The sequence below is a fragment of the Gordonia hydrophobica NBRC 16057 genome, assembly GCF_001592365.1.
In the GTDB taxonomy this organism is placed as follows: domain Bacteria; phylum Actinomycetota; class Actinomycetes; order Mycobacteriales; family Mycobacteriaceae; genus Gordonia; species Gordonia hydrophobica.
Genome location: NZ_BCWU01000012.1, coordinates 54220 through 75169, shown reverse-complemented (window position 1 = coordinate 75169; position 20950 = coordinate 54220). Strand labels below are relative to the sequence as shown.

Genomic DNA, 20950 nt, shown 5'->3' with positions numbered 1-20950 from the left:
CAACACCAGGGGATTCGGTATGACAGACGTTGTTTCGACGCGCGCCAAATGGCTCGCGGAGCTCTTCGGTACGTTCTGGCTCGTCTTCGGCGGCGCGGGAACGGCGGTGTTCGCTGCCAAGCAGGTGGCCAGCGGCACCAGTGACGACGGACATTTCGCCGCCTACAACATCGGCGTCGGGTTCCTCGGCGTCGCACTCGCCTTCGGTCTGACCGTCGTCACCATGGCGTACGCGGTCGGACACATCTCCGGCGGACACTTCAATCCCGCGGTCACCCTGGGTGCCGCCGTCGGCGGTCGCCTCCCGTGGAAAGACGTCCCCGGTTACTGGGTCTCGCAGCTCATCGGTGGTCTCATCGCCGGTACGGCGATCTTCACGATCGCGGGCGGCAAGGAGGGATGGGAGGCCGCGGGCAACATGGCGGCCAACGGCTACGGCGACCACTCGCCTGCCGGGTACTCCCTGGCGGCGGTGGCGATCGCCGAGGTGATCCTCACCGCGTTCTTCATCATCGTGATCCTGGGCGCGACCGACGGTCGTGCACCGAAGGGCTTCGGACCGCTCGCCATCGGTCTGTCGCTGACCCTGATCCACCTCATCTCGATCCCGATCTCGAACACGTCGGTGAACCCGGCGCGCTCGATGGGCGTCGCGTTCTTCAACGGCGACGGCGCTCCCGGCCAGTTGTGGGCGTTCTTCCTGTTCCCGCTCCTCGGCGGTGCGATCGGCGGTGTGCTGTATCCGTTGCTCTTCGAGAACGGCAAGTTCGGCGCGGTGATGGCCGCGGCGGCAAAGCGCGACGGAGACCGCGAACCTGCCGCAGAATGAGAGGATGAAGTCCCAAACACTGTCCGTGGCAGGCGTTCACGGAAACACGATCGTGTACGACGTCCACCGTCCCGAGTCGGGGCCGGTGGGCGTCGTCGTTCTGGCCCACGGGCTCGGCGAGCACGCCGCCCGCTACCTGCATCTCGCTGCGCGATTGACCGACGTCGGCTACGTGGTGGTCGCGCCGGATCACGCAGGCCACGGACGGTCGAGCGGGAAGCGGCTCGGGGTCACCGACTTCGACGACTTCATCGCGGATCTGCACACCGTGATCGGGAACATCGACCGCGTCGACGGTCCCACGTTCCTCCTTGGTCACAGTATGGGTGGCGCCATCGCGCTGAAGTACGCCCTCGATCACCCGGAGGCGCTCGACGGCCTCATCCTCTCCGGGCCGGCGCTGATGCCGGGCGCCGATCTGCCCCCGGTGCTGGTCAAGCTCGCGCCGATCCTGGGCAAGGTGGCGCCGTGGCTGCCCTCGGCGGCACTGCCCGCCTCGGGTGTCAGCCGCGATCCGAAGGTCGTCGCCGCCTACGAGGCGGACCCGCTGGTGTGGCACGGCAAGATCCCGGCTGGGCTCGGCGGCACGCTCATCGCCACGATGGGCACCTTCCCGGACCGCCTCCCACAACTGACGATGCCGGTGCTCGCCATGCACGGCGGCGCTGACACGCTGGCGAACCCCGACGGCACGCGCATGCTGGGCCGACGTGCGGGAGGCGACGACGTGACCGTCACGATCTTCGACGGCCTCTACCACGAGATCTTCAACGAGCCGGAGCAGGACGAGGTGATCACGACGGTCGTCGACTGGCTGGAGAAGCACCGGACGGCACAGTCCTGACGCCGTCTTGACCCCGGCGCGCCGGACAGTGGCTCAGATGCCCAGACGAGTGGTGAGCTGTCCGGCGAGCCGCGGCGACACTGCCGAGACGGCCCGCAGCACCAGCGCGTACCCGGGATACAGCTCGGCGGGACGGGTGTCGTAGGCGCGGAGCAGCCACGCGGCGGCTTCGTCGCTGGTGAGCGCGGGCGCGTCGGAGTAGTCGGCGGTGGGTGCGATCATCGGTGTTCGCACCAGCGGGAAGCCTGCGTTGGTGACGACGACGCCGGTCCCGTCCAGTTCGGCGTCGAGCGAGCGGCCGAAGGCGGCCAACGCCGCTTTGGACGCGTGGTACGCGCCGAACTTGGGCATGGAGCCTGCGCTCACGCCCCACGTGACGACGTTGATGATGTGGCCGCGGTCGGCGTCGACCATCGCGGGCAGCAGGCCCAGGACCAGTTGGACGGGCCCGAAGTAGTTCAGCGCCATGGTGCGCTGGTAGTCGTGAAAACGCTCGGACGTGTCCAGGACCGATCGACGGATGGACCGACCCGCGTTGTTGATCAGGACGTCGGGGACCCCGAAGCGCTCGAGAAGGTGGTCCGCGAGGCGCTTGGCGTCATCGGGATCGGAGAGGTCGGCGGTGATCGGGTGGGCGGTGCCGCCGTCGACGGCGATGGAGTCGCACACCGCTTCCAGAGCGTCCAGGTGCCGTGCGACGGCGACGACGGTGGCGCCGCGTTGGGCAAATCCGCGGGCTGCGGAGGCGCCGATGCCGGAAGAGGCACCCGTGATGACCACGGTCCTCCCGGTGAGGGGACGAGGGCGACCGCCGACCAGGTGTCGGAGTTCGCCGATCGTCTGCGGTGGGTTCAGCAGCGCGTTGCGAACAGCGCGCAGCATGGGGTCACTTGGACTTCTTGATCACTTTGAGGGCTTCCTCTGCGGTGACGTTCTTGGCGACAAGTTTGCCGTTCTTGACTTTGCGAATACTGAACAAGTCAGCCTTCTTCGCGTCTGCGACGTGGAGGCCTGCTGACTTGGCCTTCTTATTGAGATCCTCGAGCACGTCTGGATGGTAACCCGTCAAGGTGAACTCGCTTGCAGGGTCGGGCCACTCGGCTCGGGCAAAGTCGGATTTGCCGGTGAAAAAGTTGCTGCGGCACCGTCCTGAGCGGGGAATTCCGAGACGAGCATATAAGTTTTGTCTCATTCGGTTACCGTTCGTGCAGGTCGTTGCGAATGCAAGCGACGTCACAAGCTCAAGCACGAAATGGCGAGGTCGACATGTCCAGACTCCTTCGACGCAGTGCGATCATCCTGATGGTGACGGCCACCGTCGCGCTCCTGACGTCGGCCCTGCCGCCCGGTCCGGCGGACGCCGCTCAGGGGACCACGTGGCTGTGCCACCCCGGGACGGCACACGACCCCTGCGACATCCCCGACGACACCACCGATCTCGGCGCCCGGACCGCCACCCCCGCGTCGTCGGTGCGCGAGGCCGACAAGAAGGTGGATTGCTTCTACGTGTATCCGACGGTCACCGATCAACCGTCGCTCATCGCCGACCGGCGTGCCGTTCCTGCGGTGACGTCGATCGCTCGGTTCCAGGCCGCCCGCTTCAACAGCCAGTGTCGCGTCTTCGCGCCCGTCTACCGGCAGATGACGACCTGGGGGCTGTCGCCTGCCGCGGCGGCGTCCTGGGTCGGCAACCGCGACCTCCCGAACATCGCGTACGGCGACGTGCTCCGTGCGTGGCGCGAGTACCTGCGCACGGACAACCGGGGACGCGGTGTCATCTTCATCGGGCATTCGCAGGGCACGATGATGCTGCGCAAGCTGCTGCGCGAAGAAGTGGATCCGAACCCGGCACTGCGCAAGCGGATGGTGGGAGCCTTCCTCCTGGGCGGCAACGTGATGACCGCGCCGGGGAAGGCGACCGGCGGCGATTTCCGGCACATCCCGATCTGTACCGGCCGGGTGACGGTGGGATGCGTCATGGCGTACTCGACCGAGACGATCGGCCTGCCGTCGATCTTCGGCAACAGCAGCCTGGACGTGCTCAGCACCCCGATGAATCTGCCGACCGGCCCGCGCTATCAGGTGGCGTGCACCGATCCGATGACGCTCACCGGCGATCACCGCCCCGTCGGTGCAACGGCGCCGAGCAAGCCGTACGCGATGGGCATCATCGCTCTGCTGATGAAGTACACCACGTTCCCCGAGTCGTTGCCGTCCACGCGGTCGACGTGGACCACCGGACGCGGACGCGCAACCTTCGCGTGCACCAACACCCTCGGTTTCCACCGCCTTCACGTGACGATGGTCCGCCCGCAGCAGGTCAACGAAGTGCCGCTCTTCAATACGCACCTGCTCGACATGAATCTCGGCATCGACCTCCTCGTCGACATCGCGAAGAAGCAGATCGCCGGATACACGGCCGCGTGACGGCCGACGTCCGGGGCGGTCAGCAGAGTTCGGTGCCGACCGGAGTCGTGTCATCGAGCCGCCGCGTATAGGCGCCGCCTCCGCTGCGGGCCTTGTCGGCGCAGGTGTCGGCCAGTGACGCGCCGGGCAGGTAGACGGCGTAGATCGGGTTGCCGTTCTCCGACTGTTTGAGCGACGCGCAACTCTGATCGGTGCGCAGATAGGCCGCTCCCGGGTGATCGGCCAGCGCCGCCGCGATCTCGGCGGCGTAGTTGCCGGGCGCGACGGCGTTGTAGACCACGGTGATCGTGGTGCCGTCGCACGCCGGGGTGCTGATGGGCGTGCTGAGGCCGAGGTCGCCGACCCCGCGCTGCGGACGTTGCGGCGTGACGGCGGTCGACGGCGGCGGCGCACTGGTCACGGTGGTCTCCACCGGCGCTGTCTGGGTGACGGTCACCGGGGCCGACGTCGTCGGACTGGCCGCAGCGACCTCCGGCTGGGATGACACCTCGGGTTGCGATGCCGAGTTCGACGACGTCAGGGCCAGGGCGATTCCGCCTGCGGCGAGAAGGAGAGCGGCGGCGACGCCGCCCGCGATGAGGGCCGTCTTGGATCGGTTGGGCTTCGCCGCGCGGGCTGTCGGGTACGGCGGGTGGGCAGGCCGAGCAGCGGCCGGTTCCCGGGTCGACGTGGGGACGTGCGGTGCGGGCGCGACGAGCGTCGGTGAGACCGCCGCGGGGGAGCGGCCCGCCAGGACGTCGCGGGCCGCCGCGGCGAGGACTCCCGGCGACGCGATCCGCGTGCGCGGATCCTTCGCCATCCCGGCGGCGATCACGGCGTCGAACGGGGTGCCGGTGGTCGGGACGGGCCGGCTCAGATGTCCGGCGATGATCTGTTCGATGCTGTTCGCGGCGTACGGCTGCGCGCCGGTGAGGCACTCGTACAGGACGCACGTGAGCGCGTAGACGTCGCTGGCCGGTCCCGGCTCCACGTCGTTGCCGAAGCGCTCGGGCGCCATGTACGCGAACGAGCCGATCGCCATCCCCGTCGAGGTCAGACGCGTCTGGCCGGCGGACTGCGCGAGGCCGAAGTCGGCGAGGTAGGCGAAGTCGTTGGAGTCGAGCAGGACGTTCTCCGGCTTCACATCGCGATGGAGCAGCCCGGAGGCGTGTGCGGTGTCGAGGGCGGCGGCGATCTGCTCGACGATCGCCACAGCTCGGGCGGCGGGCAACGGCCCGCCGCTGATGATCGAGCGGAGGTCGCGACCGTGCACGATCCGCATGTCGAGAAAGAGCTGGCCGTCGAGCTCGCCGAAATCGTGGATCGGGATGATGTGCGGGTCGTTGAGCTTGGCGACCGTCCGCGACTCGCGGAGGAACCGGGCCCGGAAGTCGGCGTCGTCCGCGAGCGCTGCGGGCAGGAGCTTCAACGCGACCGTACGATCCTTGACGGTGTCGACGGCCTCGTACACCTCACCCATCCCGCCGCGGCCGATGAGCCGAACGAGGCGGTACGGCCCGAGATGGGTGTCGGAACGGTCCGACTCGGTCATCCGATGTCCATTCGTCGATCAGCGAGTTGTCCCGATCGACCCTAAGCCATGCCGACGCTCTGTTCAGTGATCAGTCGTCGCCCGAGCCGAGTGCGAGCTGCAAGTTCCGCTCCAACTCGGCGGCCCCCGCGGCGGGCAGGTCGATCAGGCCGTCGAGCTCTCGCCGGGCCCGCCTGTACGCCTGCTGTCGTTCCTGCGGGCTGGCGGCGTCGTTGCTCGCGAGGTCGAGGAGCCGTTGCGCGCGTGTGAGACGCTGCTGATCAGCGCGGTCGAAATCGCCGCGCTTGCGTCGGTGGGCCTCGTCCTCGGCGACTGCGAGCGCCGTGCTGTAGTCGTGCACCGCATCGCGGTATTGCTCGACGGCGGCCGGCGACGACGCCGATTCGCCGGTCGGACGCAGGAGGTCGGCGCGGCCGCGTGCACGGTGGAAAGCGACGGTCAGCGGCTCGCGCATGTCGACGAGCATCGGGTAGTCGAGGATCGTCGAGAGATCGATCTCGTACGCGAACCAGCGGTCGTCGGCAGCTTGATGGGCGGCGACGGCGCGCTGGAGTTCCCGCTGGACCGACTCGGCGTCGACCCGTCCCTGACTCTGCGCCTGGGCCACCGCGACCTTGGTCTCCTGCTTGATCCGAAACCGCTCGAGGCGGCGCTGTGCGCGCCGTTCGTTCCATGCGCCGACCGCACGCGCCGCGCCGCCGATCGCTCCGCCGAACACGAAGATCAGCCACCAGTGGTCGACAACAGCGCTCACGATGTCACTCACACGATCAGCGTACGTCGGGATTCCGGCCGACGAAGCCCGGTCGCGGACGAGCACGACCGCTACGGCAGCGGGAAGCCCGCCTCCATCATGTCCAGCGCCTCCATGAGACGGTCGAGAGGCAGTTCGGCGGGATCATCGAGATCGGCCAGGTGGAACATCACGCCTGAGACGGCGGCGACGAAGACCAGCAGGTGCGGATCGTCGTGCTCGACGCCGAGGTAATCGCTCAGGTACTGCGTCGCCGTGGAGATGATGCGATCGGATTCCAACTGGTACACGGCACGCAGGGCTGGTTCGGTATGCAGCAGCCGATGTCGTTCGGGATCGCTGGCCCACGGGTCGGCCATCGCGGTGTTGTACATCCGTGTGATGAGTTCGCGGATCATCGCGAACTTGCCCAGCCCGCGCGGAACCTCGCGCAGCAGGGCGTCGCGTTGATCGTCGAGGTCGTCGGAGATGATCACCTGTTCCTTGGACTGGAAGTAGCGGAAGAAGGTGGTGTGCGAGACGTTGGCGGCCTCGGCGATCTGCGCGACCGTGGTGGCCTCGTAGCCGTTCTCGGTGAAGAGCGTGAGCGCGGCCGCGCGAATGTCCGCGCGGGTCTGAGCCTTCTGCCGCTCGCGCAAGCCGGGCCGCGGCCCCGGGGAGGTCCCCGGGGCCGCGGCGGTGGGATTGCTGCTCATCGTCGGATCCTATGCCGCGCCCGTCGGCGTCGGCTCAGGATTCTCGAGCGTCGAGGACCCCTCGGCGGGGAGGCCGCGGTTGCGGACCTTCTCGCCCTCGATGTCGAAGTTGATGACCAGCTTGTCGAGCCACTGCGGCAGGCCCCAGGCGCGCTCGCCGAGCATGGCCAAGACACCGGGCACGATGATCATGCGGACCAGGAAGGCGTCGAAGAAGACGGCGATCGCGAGGGCGAAGCCCATCATCTTAGCGGTGGTGTCCGGCGAGAGCATGAACGCCGCGAAGACGCTGATCATGATGATCGCTGCGGAGACGACGACGCGGGAACCGTGGCGGTAACCTGCGACGATCGCATCCTTCGCGCTCATGCCGTGCATGAACTCCTCGCGCATGCGCGTCACCAGGAACACCTGGTAGTCCATCGCGAGGCCGAACACGACGCCGATCAAGAAGATCGGGAGGAACGAGATCAGCGGCTTGGTGTGGTCGATGAGGCCGAAGGCGCCGTCGGTGAAGATGGCCGTGGTGATGCCGAACGTGGCGATCATCGAGAAGATGAAGCCGAGCGTGCCGATCAGCGGAACCAGGATCGAGCGGAACACGCCGATCATGATCAGGAACGCCAGGCCGACGACGACGATCAAGTACGGGATCAGTGCCTTGTCGAGCTTGGCGGAGAGGTCCGACAGGATCGCGGTCTGACCGCCGACATGGATCTCGGCGCCCTTCTCACCGATCGCGTCCGACGTCGCGCGGATCTTCTCGACGAGGTCGTGCGTCTCCTCCGACGACGGTGAGCTGATCGGCGTCACCGTGATCATCGCCGAGTTCGCATTCGCGTTCGGGTTCTGGAGGTCGGCGCCGTTGCCCATCCATCGGAGGGTCTGCGGGCTCTCCACGCCGGGCATGGCCTGGATCTCGGCGACCGCGGTGTTCGCAGCGTCGTCGATGGTGCCCTCCTCGGTGTGCAGGACCACCATGAGCTGGCCGCCGACGCCTTCGCCGAAGCCCTTCGAGATGAGCTTCTGCGCGGCCACTTGATCGTCGGTCGTGGTGTCCATGCCCAGCTGCATGCCCTTCATCGGGATGGCTGCGGCGATCAGGATCGCCAGTGCGGCGACGACGAACGGGATCGGTCGCTTGACGAGCTGACGACCGAACTTCACGCCCAGGCTGTCGGCGGTGGGGTGCTCTTCGGCGTGCTTGATCCACGGAATCCGCGGGGTGAACGCGAAGCGACCGAACGCACCGAGCAGTGCCGGGATGAAGGTCAGTGCGGCGCAGACGGCGACCAGGATGGCCACGGCGGCGCCCAGACCCATCTGGGTGATGATCGGGATGCCGATCACCATCAGGGCGGCGACGGCGATGATGACCGTGAGCCCTGCGAAGACGACCGCCGAACCCGCGGTGCCGACGGCACGACCGGCCGCGTCCTCCCGGGCGCCGCCGCGATTGACCTCGGACCGATAGCGCGAGACCACGAACAGCGAGTAGTCGATGCAGACGGCGATGCCGAGCATCGTGATGATCGCGGTGGCCGCCTGGTTGATCGAGAGGACCTCAGCGCTCAACGTCACCAGCATCATGGTGAGGCCGACGCCGACGAGGCCGGTGACGAGCGGGATGAAGGCGGCGACCAAGGCGCCGAACGCGATGATCATGACGACGAACGCGATGGCGAAGCCGATCAGCTCGGCTTTGCCTGCCGGCTCCATGGACGACATGACGCCGCCCATCGCCTCGACGTTGAGGCCGTCGCCGCGGTGCTCGGCCAGGGTGTCGACGAGCTGGTTCTTCAACTCGACGTCGACATCCATCATGTTCACCGACTGCGAGACGCTGATGAGTCCCACGCGGCCGTCGTCGCCGATGACCGTCGCGGCCAGCTGCGGCTGCGCGGCGGCGACGGCAAGTGGGCTGACGATGGTGTCCGGCTCGGCCTTGTCGAGTTTCTTGAGGTCGCCGACGAGCGCGTCGATGGCCTCGGCGTGCTTGGCCAGTCCGTCGTCGGCCTGAACCACGACGGTGGTGGTCGGCTTCTCCATCTGACTGCTCAGCTGGGGGAAGTACTCCTGCATCTGCTCCATGGCGATGCCGCCGTCGGTGCCGGGCAGATCGAAGTCCTGGGAGAACTTAGGCTGGAGAGCACTGACGGAGCCTGCGACCACGACGAGCGCGGCGAGCCAGCCGACCAGGACCCACCACTTGTGCCGGAATGAGAACCGTCCGACGCGGTACAAGATGGATGACATGCTAACGATTGTTAGTCAGTCCCACATTTGACGCAAGGGCGGGTGACAGGCGTCATGAACGGGCCGCGGGCATGGCGGTCGTCACGACGCCGCGGATGCGGTGCGCGTCGCCGCTGCGCCGGGCACGACCAGCATCGCGGCGATCGCCGTCGTGAGGGGCACGCTGCCCGCGATCGCGATGCCGCCGACGAAGGCGCGGGCCAGTTCGATTGCGACCTCCTCGCTGGTGATCAGCGATCCGAACGGCTGGCCGGCCACGGAGAACAGCAACAGCAGCGGCAGCGCGCTGCCCGCGTAGGCGAACACCAGCGTGTACACGGTGGAGGCGATGTGGTCGCGACCCACGCGCATCGCCGCGCGGAACGCGGTCGCGCGGGTTTGGCCCGGCATCGCGGCGAGCTCGAAGGTCGCCGACGCCTGAGTGATGGTCACGTCGTTCAGGACGCCGATGGTGCCGATGACGAAGCCGGCCAGGAGGAGCCCGTTCAGTGAGATGGTTCCCTGGTACACCTGCAGGCTGGCGGTGGACTCGGTGGAGAGGCCGGTGAGGCTCATCGTCGCGATCGCCAACGCGCTCAACAGCACGGCGAGCAGGAGGGACGCCAGAGTGCCCAGGAGAGCCGAACTGGTGCGCATGCTGAAACCGTGTGCCAGATAGAGGACGACGAAGAGGATGGCGGCCGCCGAGACGACAGCGACGGCCACCACCGAGTTTCCGTCGAGCACGGACGGCAGGGTGAAGAAGCCGAGTACGGCGAACGCCACCGCCAACGCGGCGATCGCGCGAGCGCCGCGCCAGGTCGCGACCGCGACGATCGCGAGAATGAAGGCGATCGCCCAGCCGATGATGGAGGTTCCGCGCTGGTAGTCGTAGAAGGAGTACAGCGCGCGGCCGTCCGGCCCCGGAACCGAGGTCACCCGGATCTTGTCGTTGACCTCGAGCTTCGGTTGACCGGGCTGCGGGTCGTCGGGCGCACCGGTCGTGGCGGCCACGGTGCCGGGCATGGTGGAGTCGGCACCGGTCTGCGAGGCATTGGTCGCCACCATCAGGAGCACGTACTTGTCACGGTCCGGGCCGGAGGTCAGCTGAAGTGTGGACGCGCGGCACGGGCCCTGCTCCGCCGGGAGCGTCGGCAGGTCGGGCGACGCGACGCCGACCGACGGCGCCGAGCAGTCGGCTTTGCGCTGGGACACCACCTCGGCGTCGAAGGTCTGGATGGGTCCGCCGGTGACCGACCGGAACTGCATGGGAATCGGTCGCTCGGCGTGACTGGGCCACAGGGCGATGGCGCCGATGCCGACCGCGACGGCCGCGGCCACCAGGATGGCGACCACCACCGGCTTCGCATACCGGGCCAGTTGGCCGGGGAGCTCGCCACCGTGGTCATGGTGGTGATGGTGCGACGACGCCGCCGCGCGAGGAACGGGTCCGGAGGGGGACCGTTCCGCGCGCGGCGGAGTCGGGTTCTGCGTCGGCTCGGGTTCCGGCAGGCGATGGCTCACCGTGCCGAGCCTACGGCCTTGGCCGAAGGACGGACGAGACCTACAGGCCCATGTCCTTGGCGATGATTGAGCGCATGACCTCGCTGGTGCCGCCGTAGATGCGGTTGACGCGGTTGTCGGCGTACAGGCGGGCGATCGGGTACTCGTTCATGTAGCCGTAGCCGCCGTGGAGCTGGAGGCAACGGTCGATCACGTCGGCAGCGGCCTCGGTGCAGAACAACTTGGCCGACGCGGCGTCGGCGGCAGACAGTTCTTTGCGGTCGTAGGCCTCGAGGCAGCGGTCGACGACGGCTTCCATCGCGTCGACCTTCGCCTTGCAGGCGGCGAGCTCGAACTTGGTGTTCTGGAACGAGGCGACCGGCTTGCCGAAGACGTTGCGCTCCTGCGTGTACTCCTTCGCGAAGCGGATGGCGGCGGCGCCCTGCGCATACGCGGACTGAGCGATCGACAGGCGCTCGCGCGGCAGGTGCTGGCCCAGGTAGTAGAAGCCCTGGTTCTCCTCGCCGAGCAGATCCTCGACGGGAACCTTGACGTCGGTGAACGAGAGCTCGGCGGTGTCGGAGGTGCGCAGACCCAGCTTGTCGAGCTTGCGGCCGACGGCGTAGCCCTCGGCCTTGGTGTCGACGACGAGGAGCGTGATGCCGAAACGGCGGTCGGTCTCGCTAGGCGCCGAGGTGCGGGCACAGACGATCACCCGGTCGGCGTTGACGCCGCCGGTGATGAACGTCTTCGCGCCGTTGAGGACGTAGTGCGAGCCGTCCTCCGACAGCTTCGCGGTGGTGCGCATGCCTGCGAGGTCGGAGCCGGTGCCCGGCTCGGTCATCGCGATGGCCCACATCAGCTCACCGGACGCCATGCCCGGAAGCCAGCGACCCTTCTGCTCGTCGTTGGCGTGCTTGAGCAGGTAGGGAAGGCACAGCGGGATGTGTGCCGCGCTGCCGCCGAGGCTGACGCCTGCACGGGCCATTTCCTCGGTGGTGACGGCCTCGAACTTGTAGGAGTCGATGCCTGCGCCGCCGAACTCTTCCGGGATCTCGATGCCGAACAGGCCGAGCTCGCCGACCTTCAGGTAGAAGTCGCGCGGCACGATGCCGTTCTCGAGCCACTGGTCGTACACCGGTACGATCTCGCTCTCGATGAACGCGCGCACTGTCTTGCGGAACGCTTCGTGGTCTTCGTTGTAGATTTCGCGGCGCACGGCGCCACCTCCTTCATTGGTGGACAGATGGTGAGGGGATTCAGGGGGTCACGCCCGCGATGCGGAGCGCGGAGTCGGCGTAGAACTGGCCGACGTCGGCCGGTGACCAGGAACCGCCGTCGCGGTACCAGCGGGCGATGTCGATGCAGCCGCCGACGATCGCGACCGCAGCCATCCGCGGATTCGGGGTGTGGAACACCCCGCGATCGAGGCCACGCTGCAGAATCGCATCGACCACGTCGTCGATCTGCATGCGCAGCGCAGTGATCTCCGCGCGATGTTCGGGTTCGAGCGCATTCAGTTCGTAGTTCACGACGCGGGCGCTGACGTGCTCGTCGGCGTGATGCTTGGCCAGCGCGTAGGCGAAGGCACGGAGTTGCTCGACGGGGAGCTCGGAACTCGCGGCGCCCTCGCGGACCGCGGCGAGGATCGCTTCGTGGCCGAACTTGGAGATGCGGTAGAGGAGCTCTTCCTTGGACTTGTAGTGCACATAGACCGCGGCCGGACTCATGCCCGCGGCCGTCGCGATGTGCCGCGTGCTGGTGCCGTGGAAGCCGAGTTCGGAGAACGACGCCATCGCACCGATGCGGAGGCGCTGCTTGGTCTGCTCCGCTTTGCTCAGCGGGTCGGCGTGCGCAGCCTCGTCGGACATCGTTCACCTCCAGGCGATCTTCTCGACAGATTTATAAGCGATCGCTTATTTCCCTGACGGTAGCACGACTTACCGGTGAGTAATCAAATCGAGGTCGCGCTAACCTCGATGGCATGTACGTGAAGGTGTGCGGTCTCAAGACGGTCGACGCGGTGCACGCCGCCGTCGACGCGGGCGCGGACGCGATCGGCGTCGTGATGAACGAGACCAGTGCGCGTGCCGTGGGCGCGGACGTCGCGCAGACGGTCGTCGAGGCGGCCCGTGCCGCGGGCGACGCAACGCTCGACATCGTCCTCGTGGTGAACGACAAAGCGGCCGTCGAAGCCGCCGAGCTGGCGTCGGAACTGGGCTTCACCGCACTGCAATTACACGGTCGCCGCTACGCGGCCGACGACTTCGCAGCGGCCGCGCAGGTGTTCGGAACCCTGTGGCGGGCAACGTCGTTAGCGCACGATCCGCCGCTGACGGTCGGCGCTTACGGGGAGCGTCGCCTCCTGCTGGATGCGCCCAAGCCCGGGTCGGGTGAGCGCTGGGACTCCTCCGGTCTCGCCGACTTGGGATTGACGGGTGAATGGCTCCTCGCCGGCGGGCTGACTCCCGACAACGTCGCCGACGCCATCGCCGCGGCGCGCCCGTGGGGCGTCGACGTCTCGAGCGGCGTCGAGTCGGCGCCCGGGGTGAAGGACCTCGCGGCGATCGGCCGATTCGTGAGGGCGGCGAAGGCCGTCAGCTGAACTCGACGGTCGCGGTCTTGTCGTTCATCACCACCACCGGGGTGACGGTGGCGTAGCCCGCCGCCTGGATCTTCGCCAGGTCGACGTTGATGAGCGGCTGCCCGGCCGTGACCTCGTCCTTCGCCTTGACGAGCGGCTCAAAGCCGTCGCCCTTCATCTTCACGGTGTCGAGACCGATGTGGATCAGCACCTGAGTTCCGTCCGCGAGTTGCAGACCCACCGCATGGCCGGTCGGGAACACGGTGACCACGGTGGCGTCGGCCGGTGCGACCACCTCGCCGGAGGTCGGGACGATCGCCATGCCGGGCCCCATCATGCCGCTGGCGAACGTCTCGTCGGGGACCTCCGACAGCGCGATCGCGTACCCCGGGATGGGGCGCCGCAGGGTGACGACCTTGGTGTCCGGTTTGGTGAGCACGACGGTGTCGCCCGCCTGCTCCTCGGCGGCCTGGACGGCGGCGTCGGCCTCGTCGACGGCTTCGACCGCCGCGTCGACGGTCGTCGAATCCACCTCGCCCGCCATGATCTTGTCCATCGCGTCCTTGACGAACTGGACGTTGAGTCCGTAGATGACCTGGAACGAATGCCCGCCCGGCTTCATGGTGCCCGCGGCGCCCGCCTTCTTGAGTGCGGCCTCGTCGACCTTGCCGGTGTCGCCGAGTTCCATGCGGAGTCGAGTGGCGCAATTGTCGACCTCGCGGATGTTGTCCGCGCCGCCGAGCGCGTCGATGAACTTCGACGCGGTGCCGATGAAGCCTGCGGAGACGCCGTCGCCGTCGTCGTCGCCCTCGGGCTCGTCGTCTTCGCGGCCGGGCGTCTTGAGCTGGAACTTCAGAATGACCCAGCGGAACACGAAGAAGTAGACGAAGAACCAGCCGATGCCCATCACGATGATGAGCCAGGGGTTCTCCGCCATGGGGCTCTGCCAGTTGAGCACCAGGTCCACGAAGCCGCCTGAGAAGCCGAAGCCCATTCGGACCGGCAGCAGCTGCGAGATGGCCATCGAGATACCCATGAACACCGCGTGGATCACGAACAGGAACGGCGCGAGGAACATGAACGCGAACTCGAGCGGCTCGGTGACTCCGACGAAGAACGACGAGACCGCGCCCGACAGCAGGATGCCGTAGGCGATCTTCTTGCGGGTGGTCTTGGCGGTCACGTACATCGCCAGCGCGGCGCCGGGCAGGCCGAACATCATGATCGGGAAGAAGCCGGTCATGTACTGGCCGGTGACGCCGTAGGTGCCGTCGCCGGACAAGAAGTTGTTGAGGTCGTTGATGCCGGCGACGTCGAACCAGAACACCGAGTTGAGTGCGTGGTGCAGGCCGAAGGGGATCAGCAGCCGGTTGAAGAATCCGTAGAGCCCGGTGCCGACGGCCCCGAGGTCGACGATGTGCTCGCCGAACCACACCAGGCCGCTGTAGACCAGCGGCCAGATGAACAGCAGGATCAGCGCGACGATCAGCGAGACGCCCGCGGTGACGATGGCGACCGACCGGCGGCCGGAGAAGAACGACAGCGCGTCGGGCAGCTTGACGTCCTTGAAGCGGTTGTAGCAGGCCGCACCGATGATGCCGCAGAGGATGCCGATGAACGCGTTCTGGAAGTTGCCGGGGGTGAACGCGGCATTGACGTCGGGCGACTGAAGCAGCCACTGCCCGTTCTGCTGCACGACCGTGGCGCCGTCGGTGGCGACGGAACCGTCTTCGAGCGGTGCGGTGGTGACGCCGCGGTTGAGAAGGGTCATCACCGATTCCGGTGCCAGCAGGCTGGTGATGACCAGCCAGGAGACCAGTCCGGCCAGGGCCGAGGTGCCGTCGGACTTGCGCGCCATGCCGATCGAGACGCCGACCGCGAACAGCAGAGCGAGATTGGCGAGGATCGCCAGGCCCGCGGTCTGCAGGAAGGAGGTGACGACGTTGGCCTCGCCGTCGTTGATGCCGATGATCCAGTTGGCGATACCGACGAGGATGGCGGCGACGGGCAGGACCGCCACCGGCAGCATGATCGATTTGCCGAGGTTCTGCAGGAATTTCATCATCTGGGTGGGTCCCAATCGGTCGTACGATCTGCGAACGGAGGGTGTGCTGCATCGGACTTTATCGTGGGTGACGCCAGTCACGGGGGCGATCGAGGCCGCCGGTCGCACTGATACATTAGGGCAGCCTGACTTTGATCAGGGTGACCTAAACGAAACGTCGAAAGCGACCCGACATGTCCGTGCGCACTGACCAGATCGTCGACGAGCATCCGTACGCCGTCGTCCGAGCCCGAGTCGACGCGGTGCACCGACTGTCTCCGAATTTCGTCCGCATCACGCTGGGCGGCGACGCTCTCACTGATTTCGGCAACCCCGGCGCGACGTTCGACCAGCGCGTCAAGCTGATCTTCCCGCCCGCGTCGGGCGTGCTGCCGACGATCACCGCCGGTGCGGACTGGCACCGGTCGTGGCTCGCGATTCCGGAGAGCGAGCGCGGCTGGATGCGCACCTATTCGGTCCGCGACCTCCGCATCGCCGACGACGGCGCCACGTCGGTCGACGTCGACTTCGTCCTCCACCTGGTGCCGGGCCAGACCGGCCCGGCGTCCACCTGGGCCGCCGCGGCGGACGTCGGCGACGAACTGCTGATGGTGGGGCCGCGCCGCGGACGGCTCGACGGCGGCGGCGTGGAGTTCGCGCCGGGATCGGTGGGGCAGGTCCTGCTCGCGGGCGACGAGACCGCCGCGCCCGCCATCGCACGCATTCTCGCGGACGCTCCCGACGGCCTCCGCGGCGTCGCCTACATCGAGATTCCGACGGCCGACGACGCGCAGCCGATCGACTCGCCCGAAGGCGTGGCCGTGCATTGGCTGCCTCGGGACGGGGTGCGGCATGGCGAGAGGCTCCGACCTGCGGTGCTCAGTCATCTCGGAACGACGGCCGGCGATGGCGACGGCGAGGGTGCAGGCGACGTCGATGCGCCCGGCGACGCGCTGGTGTGGGAGACGCCGACGTTCTCCCGACTCGGCGAAGCGCTCGACGGTGCGGTCGCGCCCGCCGACGAGTTCTACTACTGGATCGCGGGGGAGAGCCGCGTGGTCACGACGCTGCGTCGCCGGCTGGTCAAAGATCTCGGCATCCCGCGCGCCCAGGTGGCGTTCATGGGCTACTGGCGCGAGGGCGTCGCCATGAAGGGGTGAGCGCTCACGTCAGGGCGTCGAGGTTCAGTGCGGCAGTGAAGGGGGCGGTCACCTCGACGGTCCCGGCGTGCCAGTCGCCGATGTAGCGTCCGTCGTCGCGGGTGAGGAGCTCGATGCTCGGGCGATCGTCGGGGTCCACGATCCAGTAGTGGGGGATGCCCGCGTCGGCGTACTCGCCGCGTTTGCGGACGAGGTCGACGTGGCGGGTTCCGGGGGAGAGGATCTCGATCACCACGACGACGTCGTCGGCGGTCAGCGCGACGAGGTCGTCGCGGTCTCGTGCCACCACGATGTCGGGCACACGGACCGTTGCGCGATCGGTGTCGGTCAACACCACTTCGGGTTCCGCCGCGATCACGAACTCGGGCGGGGCCTGCACGATCAATTCCGAGGCGAGTCGGGTGAGGAGTCGCTGATGGAGAAAGCGCGGCCTCGGCGCCACGATCAGGACCCCCTCCTGCAGTTCTGACCGCTCGGACGTGTCCTCCCCCAGGGCACGCCACTGCTCCAACGACATCGGTTGAGGATGCAATGGAGCCCTGGTCATGAACCCGACTGTAATCGGTGCGCCCGGTCCTGCCCAGCGCGTTGTCCACAGGTCTGCGCGGAGACGGTTTGGAACATTTCGACCCGCGGATCGGTTGGAACGGGCATGGCTGATGACACTGGTGACTTCCGGATCGAGCACGACACGATGGGCGAGGTGCGGGTTCCCGCAGCCGCACTCTGGCGGGCGCAGACCCAACGTGCCGTCGAGAACTTTCCGATCAGTTTCCGGCCGCTCGAGCGCACGCAGATCCGTGCGCTCGGGCTGCTGAAGGCGGCGACCGCGCAGGTCAACCGCGATCTGGGCCTGCTCGACGCCGATAAGGCCGAGGCGATCATCGCCGCCGCGCAGGAGATCGCGGACGGCCGCCACGACGACCAGTTCCCGATCGACGTCTTCCAGACCGGGTCGGGCACGTCGTCGAACATGAATGCCAACGAGGTCATCGCATCCATCGCCGCCGCGAACGGGGTGACAGTGCACCCCAACGATCACGTCAACATGTCGCAGAGCTCCAACGACACCTTCCCGACGGCGACGCACGTCGCAGCGACCGAAGCCGTTGAGCGGCAGCTGATTCCGGCGCTCGAGCAGCTGCATGCGGCGCTGGCAGAGAAGTCGACGCAGTGGCGGACCGTCGTGAAGTCGGGACGCACGCATCTGATGGACGCCGTCCCGGTGACCCTGGGGCAGGAGTTCGGCGGATACGCACGCCAGGTGGAGGCCGGCGTCGAGCGGCTGCGATCGGCGTTGCCGCGCGTCGGTGAGCTCCCGATCGGCGGCACCGCCGTCGGCACCGGACTCAACGCGCCCGAACGCTTCGGGTCGCTCGTCGTCGCCGAGCTGATCCGCCTGACCGGCGTCGACGACCTCAGCCTGGCCCGCGACAACTTCGAGTCGCAGGCGGCCCGCGACGGTCTGGTGGAACTCTCCGGACAGCTGAAGACGATCGCCGTCTCGCTGACCAAGATCGCCAACGACGTCCGCTGGATGGGGTCGGGCCCGTTGACCGGTCTCGGCGAGATCTCCCTTCCCGATCTGCAGCCCGGCAGCTCGATCATGCCCGGCAAGGTGAATCCCGTTCTCCCCGAAGCGGTCACCCAGGTGGCGGCGCAGGTGATCGGCAACGACGCCGCGGTCACGTGGGGCGGCGGCAACGGGGCCTTCGAGCTCAACGTGTACATCCCGATGATGGCGCGGAACGTCCTCGAATCGGTGACGCTGCTGGCCAACGTGTCCCGGTTGTTCGCCGAGCGCTGCATCAGCGGCCTGGTGGCGCACGAGGATCGGCTGCGGACCCTCGCCGAGTCGTCGCCGTCGATCGTGACCCCGCTGAACTCGGCGATCGGCTACGAGGAGGCCGCGGCGGTCGCCAAGGAGGCGCTGCGCGACGGCAAGACCATCCGGCAGGCCGTCGTCGACCGCGGTCTCCTCGGCGAGAAGCTGTCCGAAGAGGAACTGGACCGTCGCCTCGACGTGCTGAAGATGGCGAACGTCGACCGCGAGCGGTAGCCCAGGCCCGACAACGACTCTGACCGTAGAGTTTTTACCCGCAGCGGGTAAAAACTCTACGGTCAGCGGACTCTATGCCGTGGTGCGTCGACCTCCGGTGCGGTTCGATGCCGTTGCCAGATGATCGAGCCGCAGGAACTCCAGGTATCGCTCGTAATTGTCGAGTAGATCGTTGATGAGTTGCGGCTTGGTATAACCCATGACGTCGTAGCCTTGGCCTCCGCTCTCCAGATGGACCACGAGACGGGCCGACAGCGTGCAGTCCGACGACGGGCGCCTGCGCGCGTACTCAGGGGTACTGAACCGCTCGCTGTGCACGGCGTACTTGAACTTCAGCTTGCGCTCGTCATCGTGGCAGTCGATCTCGATCACGGCGCGCGGCGTCTCCTCGTCGGGGAGCACGGCGACCGTCGCGCAGTAGCCCTCCTTGAGCAGTTCCTCGGCGACGTCGTCCAGTGCGTGGACAACGGTGGAGTAGAGGAACGCATCGGCGACGGCCGGAGTGGGGAAAGTGACGTCGCGCTTGAGGCGGGACCGCCACGACTGATGGTTGGCGTTCTCGTCGCGACCGCTGAGCGCGGCGGGGAAGGACGTTCTGGCCGCGGACATGAGAGTCCCCTCCTCCCTCAGCGCCTTGAAGAGACTGATCATGACCAGGACGATGACGATGGCGGCGGGAATCGCCATCACGACCGTGGCCTGCTGCAGCGCGCCGACGCCGCCGACACTCAGCATCGCAATGGTCAGGAGTCCGGTGGCGACAGCCCAGAAGACTCGCGGCGCACGTTTGCCGTCATCGTTGGGGTCGTCGATCTTCGACGTCAGCGTCGACATCACCATGGCGGCCGAGTCGGCCGACGTGACGTAGAACAACAACGCCGTCAGTCCGGCGGCAGCGGCGATGAAGGTGAAGAACGGGTACTGCTGGAGTAGCGCGAAGAAGCCCTCTTCGGGGTTGTTGACAGTGAGATCACCGAAGTCGGTGTTGCCCGAGCGAACCATCTCTAGCGCTGAGTTCCCGTAGATCGACACCCACATCAGAATGTAGGTGAACGGGATGATCAACACACCGGCGACGAACTGTCTGATGGTGCGCCCTCGGGAGATGCGCGCCAGAAACATGCCGATGAATGCGGCCCACGCGCACCACCACGCCCAGAAGAAGACGGTCCAGTCCGCGAGCCAGGCGTGTGCTTCGGGACTGCCCATCGCGAACGTGTCCATCGTCATGCCCGGAAAGAACCTGACGAAGTCACCGATGTTCATGACGAGTGCGTTGAGCAGGTAGTCGGTCTTTCCTGCGAACAGCACGAACACGGTGAGTGCCACGGCCAGGAAGGTGTTCGCCTGCGAGAGTCGTTTGATGCCCCTGTCGATGCCGGAGACCGCGGATAAGGTGGCGACGAGGACTCCGACGATCACGAGAACGACCTGGGCGGGAATGCCGACCGCGACACCGAAGATCACTTCGAGTCCGACATTGATCAACACCACACCGATGCCGAGCGACGCCGAGACGCCGAAGATGGTGCCGAGGACGGCGGCGACGTCGATCGCGTCGCCTGCTCTGCCGTGGATCCGCTTGCCGAGCAGGGGATACACGGCGGAGCGGACCGCGAGCGGCATGCCGCGTCGATAGGCGAAGTAGCCGAGTGCGATACCCATCACCGTGTACAACGCCCAGCCGTTGATTCCGTAGTGGAAGATCGTGAACACCGACGCATGCCGTGCAGCGTCCTCGGTTCCCGCTGTGCCCTCCGGGGGTGCGAGGTAGTGGGTGAGCGGGCCGGAGACGGCGAAGTACATGAGATCGGTGCCGATCCCTGCGGCGAACAGCATGGACGTCCACGTCAACATGCCGAACTCGGGACGGGAGTGATCCGGCCCGATACGGATCTTCCCGTATCTCGAGACCGCCAAGTAGACGACGAAGACGAGGGCGCCGGTGGCCAGGAGGATGTACGCCCACCCCAGCCATTGGGTGATCCATCCGAATGCGGAATTCATGCTGCCTTGGAATCCGCTGGGCCAGACGAGCGCCCAGATCGCGATGGCGACGGCGCCGGCTGCGGAAGGGAAGAACACTGCTTTTCGAATATTGCGGGACCCGGCGTCGGTGGGCGCCCCGGTGTCGGGCTTCGGAACTGTCGGAGCGTCCTCGGACGCGACCGCGGGTTGTGCTGTCATAACTTTCCGTTCAGTCACGCTGTGACCGGCCTGCTTCGAGCGAAGGGCGGGTGACAGCGGCGAATACTCGTGGTCATCTACGGGAGAGAGGGAGTTGC

The 20950-nt window shown here is 67.2% G+C and carries 18 protein-coding genes; 6 read left to right on the top strand and 12 right to left on the bottom strand.

Annotated features, from left to right (window positions below):
- Nucleotides 1–19: 19 nt before the first annotated feature.
- Nucleotides 20–829, top strand: coding sequence for an aquaporin Z (gene aqpZ / locus GH2_RS17745; protein WP_066171157.1), 810 nt, complete (start codon nucleotides 20–22; stop codon nucleotides 827–829).
- A gap of 4 nt (nucleotides 830–833) precedes the next feature.
- The gene (locus tag GH2_RS17740; protein ID WP_066171155.1) at nucleotides 834–1673 is read left to right on the top strand and encodes an alpha/beta hydrolase; all 840 of its coding nucleotides are present in this window, start codon (nucleotides 834–836) and stop codon (nucleotides 1671–1673) included.
- 33 nt (nucleotides 1674–1706) lie between these two features.
- Here the strand turns inward: GH2_RS17740 and GH2_RS17735 are convergent, their stop codons facing one another.
- Both GH2_RS17735 and GH2_RS21800 read right to left on the bottom strand, forming a co-directional pair.
- Entirely contained in the window at nucleotides 1707–2555 is an 849-nt protein-coding gene (locus tag GH2_RS17735) for an SDR family NAD(P)-dependent oxidoreductase (RefSeq protein WP_066171152.1), read from the bottom strand.
- Nucleotides 2556–2559: 4 nt separating this feature from the next.
- Nucleotides 2560–2721: a hypothetical protein gene (locus GH2_RS21800; protein ID WP_169802480.1), complete on the bottom strand. Its 162-nt coding sequence runs from the start codon at nucleotides 2719–2721 to the stop codon at nucleotides 2560–2562.
- 218 nt (nucleotides 2722–2939) lie between these two features.
- On the opposite strand from GH2_RS21800, the gene GH2_RS17730 reads away from it, so the two are divergent.
- Nucleotides 2940–4100 (top strand): DUF3089 domain-containing protein, encoded by a 1161-nt coding sequence (locus tag GH2_RS17730; RefSeq protein WP_157086138.1) that lies wholly within the window; start codon nucleotides 2940–2942, stop codon nucleotides 4098–4100.
- Nucleotides 4101–4119: 19 nt separating this feature from the next.
- Here the strand turns inward: GH2_RS17730 and GH2_RS17725 are convergent, their stop codons facing one another.
- From GH2_RS17725 to GH2_RS17695, 7 genes are all read right to left on the bottom strand, one after another.
- A complete protein-coding gene (locus tag GH2_RS17725; protein WP_066171149.1) occupies nucleotides 4120–5631 on the bottom strand; it encodes a serine/threonine-protein kinase in 1512 nt (503 codons plus the stop codon).
- A gap of 70 nt (nucleotides 5632–5701) precedes the next feature.
- Entirely contained in the window at nucleotides 5702–6397 is a 696-nt protein-coding gene (locus tag GH2_RS17720; protein WP_066171328.1) for a hypothetical protein, read from the bottom strand.
- Between the two features lie 59 nt (nucleotides 6398–6456).
- On the bottom strand, nucleotides 6457–7080 hold the full coding sequence (locus tag GH2_RS17715; RefSeq protein WP_066171147.1) for a TetR family transcriptional regulator: 624 nt from the start codon (nucleotides 7078–7080) through the stop codon (nucleotides 6457–6459).
- A 9-nt stretch (nucleotides 7081–7089) separates the two neighbouring features.
- Nucleotides 7090–9336, bottom strand: a complete 2247-nt coding sequence (locus tag GH2_RS17710; protein WP_066171144.1) for an MMPL family transporter — start codon at nucleotides 9334–9336, stop codon at nucleotides 7090–7092.
- Nucleotides 9337–9417: 81 nt separating this feature from the next.
- On the bottom strand, nucleotides 9418–10839 hold the full coding sequence (locus GH2_RS17705; protein ID WP_066171142.1) for a YibE/F family protein: 1422 nt from the start codon (nucleotides 10837–10839) through the stop codon (nucleotides 9418–9420).
- A 40-nt stretch (nucleotides 10840–10879) separates the two neighbouring features.
- On the bottom strand, nucleotides 10880–12037 hold the full coding sequence (locus tag GH2_RS17700; RefSeq protein ID WP_066171137.1) for an acyl-CoA dehydrogenase family protein: 1158 nt from the start codon (nucleotides 12035–12037) through the stop codon (nucleotides 10880–10882).
- A 40-nt stretch (nucleotides 12038–12077) separates the two neighbouring features.
- Nucleotides 12078–12689 (bottom strand): TetR/AcrR family transcriptional regulator, encoded by a 612-nt coding sequence (locus GH2_RS17695; RefSeq protein ID WP_066171135.1) that lies wholly within the window; start codon nucleotides 12687–12689, stop codon nucleotides 12078–12080.
- 113 nt (nucleotides 12690–12802) lie between these two features.
- Here GH2_RS17695 and GH2_RS17690 point away from each other — a divergent pair, with 113 nt between their 5' ends.
- The gene (locus GH2_RS17690; protein ID WP_066171132.1) at nucleotides 12803–13423 is read left to right on the top strand and encodes a phosphoribosylanthranilate isomerase; all 621 of its coding nucleotides are present in this window, start codon (nucleotides 12803–12805) and stop codon (nucleotides 13421–13423) included.
- On the opposite strand, the gene nagE is transcribed toward GH2_RS17690, so the two are convergent.
- Nucleotides 13416–15467 carry an N-acetylglucosamine-specific PTS transporter subunit IIBC gene (gene nagE / locus GH2_RS17685; protein WP_084247602.1) on the bottom strand — a complete coding sequence of 684 codons (2052 nt, stop codon included), beginning with the start codon at nucleotides 15465–15467 and terminating at the stop codon, nucleotides 13416–13418. The two genes, GH2_RS17690 and nagE, sit on opposite strands and share 8 nt — an antisense overlap.
- A gap of 173 nt (nucleotides 15468–15640) precedes the next feature.
- Between nagE and GH2_RS17680 the strand changes: the two genes are divergently transcribed.
- Nucleotides 15641–16606, top strand: a complete 966-nt coding sequence (locus GH2_RS17680) for a siderophore-interacting protein (RefSeq protein WP_066171126.1) — start codon at nucleotides 15641–15643, stop codon at nucleotides 16604–16606.
- Nucleotides 16607–16610: 4 nt separating this feature from the next.
- Here GH2_RS17680 and GH2_RS17675 read toward each other — a convergent pair whose 3' ends face one another.
- On the bottom strand, nucleotides 16611–17153 hold the full coding sequence (locus GH2_RS17675) for a Uma2 family endonuclease (RefSeq protein WP_066171124.1): 543 nt from the start codon (nucleotides 17151–17153) through the stop codon (nucleotides 16611–16613).
- A 105-nt stretch (nucleotides 17154–17258) separates the two neighbouring features.
- Between GH2_RS17675 and GH2_RS17670 the strand changes: the two genes are divergently transcribed.
- Nucleotides 17259–18665: a class II fumarate hydratase gene (locus tag GH2_RS17670; protein ID WP_066171121.1), complete on the top strand. Its 1407-nt coding sequence runs from the start codon at nucleotides 17259–17261 to the stop codon at nucleotides 18663–18665.
- A 72-nt stretch (nucleotides 18666–18737) separates the two neighbouring features.
- On the opposite strand, the gene betT is transcribed toward GH2_RS17670, so the two are convergent.
- A complete protein-coding gene (gene betT, locus GH2_RS17665; RefSeq protein ID WP_066171118.1) occupies nucleotides 18738–20852 on the bottom strand; it encodes a choline BCCT transporter BetT in 2115 nt (704 codons plus the stop codon).
- Between the last annotated feature and the right edge of the window lie 98 nt (nucleotides 20853–20950).